Source organism: Curtobacterium sp. MCBA15_013, from assembly GCF_001865095.1.
Classification (GTDB): Bacteria; Actinomycetota; Actinomycetes; order Actinomycetales; family Microbacteriaceae; genus Curtobacterium.
The window spans coordinates 1-5,173 of sequence record NZ_MJGQ01000019.1; the positions used below are offsets into that span (position 1 = coordinate 1).

Annotated in this window: 2 rRNA genes; both read left to right on the top strand. The window is 56.0% G+C overall.

Going from position 1 to position 5,173, the window contains the following annotated elements:
- The first annotated feature begins 3 nt into the window (after positions 1 to 3).
- Positions 4 to 1,525, top strand: a 16S ribosomal RNA gene (locus BIV01_RS11770).
- 449 nt (positions 1,526 to 1,974) lie between these two features.
- Positions 1,975 to 5,105, top strand: a 23S ribosomal RNA gene (locus BIV01_RS11775).
- Together the 16S and 23S rRNA genes form the textbook arrangement of a ribosomal RNA operon.
- Positions 5,106 to 5,173: the final 68 nt, after the last annotated feature.

Consider the following 5,173-nt stretch of genomic DNA (forward strand, 5'->3'; position numbering starts at 1 on the left):
TTTTTTACGGAGAGTTTGATCCTGGCTCAGGACGAACGCTGGCGGCGTGCTTAACACATGCAAGTCGAACGATGATGCCCAGCTTGCTGGGTGGATTAGTGGCGAACGGGTGAGTAACACGTGAGTAACCTGCCCCTGACTCTGGGATAAGCGTTGGAAACGACGTCTAATACTGGATATGATCACTGGCCGCATGGTCTGGTGGTGGAAAGATTTTTTGGTTGGGGATGGACTCGCGGCCTATCAGCTTGTTGGTGAGGTAATGGCTCACCAAGGCGACGACGGGTAGCCGGCCTGAGAGGGTGACCGGCCACACTGGGACTGAGACACGGCCCAGACTCCTACGGGAGGCAGCAGTGGGGAATATTGCACAATGGGCGAAAGCCTGATGCAGCAACGCCGCGTGAGGGATGACGGCCTTCGGGTTGTAAACCTCTTTTAGTAGGGAAGAAGCGAAAGTGACGGTACCTGCAGAAAAAGCACCGGCTAACTACGTGCCAGCAGCCGCGGTAATACGTAGGGTGCAAGCGTTGTCCGGAATTATTGGGCGTAAAGAGCTCGTAGGCGGTTTGTCGCGTCTGCTGTGAAATCCCGAGGCTCAACCTCGGGCTTGCAGTGGGTACGGGCAGACTAGAGTGCGGTAGGGGAGATTGGAATTCCTGGTGTAGCGGTGGAATGCGCAGATATCAGGAGGAACACCGATGGCGAAGGCAGATCTCTGGGCCGTAACTGACGCTGAGGAGCGAAAGCGTGGGGAGCGAACAGGATTAGATACCCTGGTAGTCCACGCCGTAAACGTTGGGCGCTAGATGTAGGGACCTTTCCACGGTTTCTGTGTCGTAGCTAACGCATTAAGCGCCCCGCCTGGGGAGTACGGCCGCAAGGCTAAAACTCAAAGGAATTGACGGGGGCCCGCACAAGCGGCGGAGCATGCGGATTAATTCGATGCAACGCGAAGAACCTTACCAAGGCTTGACATACACCGGAAACGGCCAGAGATGGTCGCCCCCTTGTGGTCGGTGTACAGGTGGTGCATGGTTGTCGTCAGCTCGTGTCGTGAGATGTTGGGTTAAGTCCCGCAACGAGCGCAACCCTCGTTCTATGTTGCCAGCGCGTTATGGCGGGGACTCATAGGAGACTGCCGGGGTCAACTCGGAGGAAGGTGGGGATGACGTCAAATCATCATGCCCCTTATGTCTTGGGCTTCACGCATGCTACAATGGCCGGTACAAAGGGCTGCGATACCGTAAGGTGGAGCGAATCCCAAAAAGCCGGTCTCAGTTCGGATTGAGGTCTGCAACTCGACCTCATGAAGTCGGAGTCGCTAGTAATCGCAGATCAGCAACGCTGCGGTGAATACGTTCCCGGGCCTTGTACACACCGCCCGTCAAGTCATGAAAGTCGGTAACACCCGAAGCCGGTGGCCTAACCCTTGTGGAAGGAGCCGTCGAAGGTGGGATCGGTGATTAGGACTAAGTCGTAACAAGGTAGCCGTACCGGAAGGTGCGGCTGGATCACCTCCTTTCTAAGGAGCATCTGGCTCGTCGTGTCCTTCGGGGGACGGTGGGTCCAGGCGCCGGATCGAGACGAACGTTCTCGCCGGTAGCTCATGGGTGGAACATTGACAGTGCAGTCGGGAGCGCAGCTTCTGACCTCAGTACGCCGGGGCCTTCGTGGTTCGGGTTGGAACGGGTTGGGGGTGAGCGGGTCGGCTGGTGCACGTTGTTGGGTCCTGAGGGACCAGGCTTCCCGGCCGAGTGTGGTCGGGGGTTGAGCCGTGACTGGGGCCTTTGGGTTCTGGTTGGGTTCTTCGGTGGGCCGCATGAAGCTGGGAGCATGGTTCCTGGGGGAGTGTGGTGCCGATCGTATGTTGAGAACTACACAGTGGACGCGAGCATCTTAGATCGCTCGTGACGATGATCAGGCCCTTTGGGTTTGGTGATTGTTCGAGTCGATCGCAATTTTAATCTTTGTGGTCAAGTTTCTAAGAGCAAACGGTGGATGCCTTGGCATCTGGAGCCGAAGAAGGACGTAGAAATCTGCGATAAGCCTCGGGGAGCTGATAATCGAGCTGTGAGCCGAGGATTTCCGAATGGGGAAACCCCGCTGGGCGCTTTTGTGACCTGGTGACTCCCGCCTGAATATATAGGGCGGGTAGAGGGAACGTGGGGAAGTGAAACATCTCAGTACCCACAGGAAGAGAAAACAACATGTGATTCCGTGAGTAGTGGCGAGCGAAAGCGGATGAGGCTAAACCGATCATGTGTGATAGCCGGCGGGCGTTGCATGGTCGGGGTTGTGGGACACGTCGCTCAGTTCTGCCGGACTGGGGCGGTTACAGCGCATCATAGTCGAACCGGTTTGAAAGCCGGGCCGTAGTGGGTGCCAGCCCCGTAGACGAAATGGTGTTATGGCCGGATGTGTATCCCAAGTAGCACGGGGCCCGAGAAATCCCGTGTGAATCTGTCAGGACCACCTGATAAGCCTAAATACTCCCAGATGACCGATAGCGGACAAGTACCGTGAGGGAAAGGTGAAAAGTACCCCGGGAGGGGAGTGAAATAGTACCTGAAACCGTTTGCTTACAAACCGTCGGAGCCTCCTTGTAGGGGTGACGGCGTGCCTTTTGAAGAATGAGCCTGCGAGTTAGTGATATGTGGCGAGGTTAACCCGTGTGGGGCAGCCGTAGCGAAAGCGAGTCTGAATAGGGCGATTCAGTCGCATGTCCTAGACCCGAAGCGAAGTGATCTATCCATGGCCAGGTTGAAGCGACGGTAAGACGTCGTGGAGGACCGAACCCACTTCAGTTGAAAATGGAGGGGATGAGCTGTGGATAGGGGTGAAAGGCCAATCAAACTTCGTGATAGCTGGTTCTCTCCGAAATGCATTTAGGTGCAGCGTTGCGTGTTTCTCGCCGGAGGTAGAGCTACTGGATGGCCGATGGGCCTCAACAGGTTACTGACGTCAGCCAAACTCCGAATGCCGGTGAGTGAGAGCGCAGCAGTGAGACGGTGGGGGATAAGCTTCATCGTCGAGAGGGAAACAACCCAGACTACCAACTAAGGCCCCTAAGCGTGTGCTAAGTGGGAAAGGATGTGGAGTTGCATAGACAACCAGGAGGTTGGCTTAGAAGCAGCCACCCTTGAAAGAGTGCGTAATAGCTCACTGGTCAAGTGATTCCGCGCCGACAATGTAACGGGGCTCAAGCACACCGCCGAAGTTGTAGATTTCGCACACTCGATAAGCCTTCGTGGTTCAGTCGTGCGGAGTGGTAGGAGAGCGTCGTGTGGCGAGTGAAGCGGCGGAGTGATCCAGCCGTGGACGCTACACGAGTGAGAATGCAGGCATGAGTAGCGAAAGACGGGTGAGAAACCCGTCCTCCGAAAGACCAAGGGTTCCAGGGCCAGGTTAATCCGCCCTGGGTAAGTCGGGACCTAAGGCGAGGCCGACAGGCGTAGTCGATGGACAACGGGTTGATATTCCCGTACCGGCGAACAACCGCCCAAGCTAATCCAGTGGTGCTAAGAGTCCTAACCCGCATTTGACCGGATCCCTTCGGGGTGATGGCGTGCGGTCTAACGCTCGACCCCATGCTGGTGCGGTTAGCGTATGAACAGGTGTGACGCAGGAAGGTAGCTGAGCCAGGCGATGGTATCCGTAAGGTGATCCTGGTGTAAGGATGTAGGGCTGACGATAGGCAAATCCGTCGTCTGTATGCCTGAGATCCGACGCGTACCCGTAAGGGGAAATCAGTGATCCTATGCTGCCGAGAAAAGCATCGACGCGAGGTTGCAGCCGCCCGTACCCGAAACCGACTCAGGTGGTCAGGTAGAGAATACCAAGGAGATCGAGAGAATCGTGGTTAAGGAACTCGGCAAAATGCCCCCGTAACTTCGGGAGAAGGGGGGCCGGACACGTGATGCGGACTTGCTCCGCTGAGCGTTGAAGGCCGCAGAGACCAGTGGGAAGCGACTGTTTACTAAAAACACAGGTCCGTGCGAAGTCGCAAGACGATGTATACGGACTGACGCCTGCCCGGTGCTGGAAGGTTAAGAGGAAGGGTTAGCCTTTGGGCGAAGCTCTGAATTTAAGCCCCAGTAAACGGCGGTGGTAACTATAACCATCCTAAGGTAGCGAAATTCCTTGTCGGGTAAGTTCCGACCTGCACGAATGGCGTAACGACTTCCCAGCTGTCTCAACCGCGAACTCGGCGAAATTGCACTACGAGTAAAGATGCTCGTTACGCGCAGCAGGACGGAAAGACCCCGTGACCTTTACTACAGCTTGGTATTGGTGTTCGGTGTGGCTTGTGTAGGATAGGTGGGAGACTGTGAAGCGGGCACGCTAGTGTTCGTGGAGTCATTGTTGAAATACCACTCTGGTCACTCTGGATGTCTAACGTAGGACCCTGATCGGGTTCATGGACAGTGCCTGGTGGGTAGTTTAACTGGGGCGGTTGCCTCCCAAAGAGTAACGGAGGCGCCCAAAGGTTCCCTCAACCTGGTTGGCAATCAGGTGGCGAGTGTAAGTGCACAAGGGAGCTTGACTGTGAGACTGACAGGTCGAGCAGGGACGAAAGTCGGGACTAGTGATCCGGCAGTGGCTTGTGGAAGCGCTGTCGCTCAACGGATAAAAGGTACCTCGGGGATAACAGGCTGATCTTGCCCAAGAGTCCATATCGACGGCATGGTTTGGCACCTCGATGTCGGCTCGTCGCATCCTGGGGCTGGAGTAGGTCCCAAGGGTTGGGCTGTTCGCCCATTAAAGCGGTACGCGAGCTGGGTTTAGAACGTCGTGAGACAGTTCGGTCCCTATCCGCTGCGCGCGTTGGAAATTTGAGAAGATCTATCCCTAGTACGAGAGGACCGGGATGGACGAACCTCTGGTGTGTCAGTTGTTCTGCCAAGGGCACCGCTGATTAGCTACGTTCGGACCGGATAACCGCTGAAAGCATCTAAGCGGGAAGCCGTCTTCGAGATGAGATTTCCATGCACCTTGAGTGTGAGAGGCTCCCAGCAGACTACTGGGTTGATAGGCCGGATGTGGAAGCGGGGACTAACGACCCGTGGAGCTGACCGGTACTAATAAGCCGAAGACTTGACAACACAACTATTTCCCACACTTCGGTGTGGGGCTCGCGTCCACTTTGTGGTTCCCGACAGACGATCGGGAA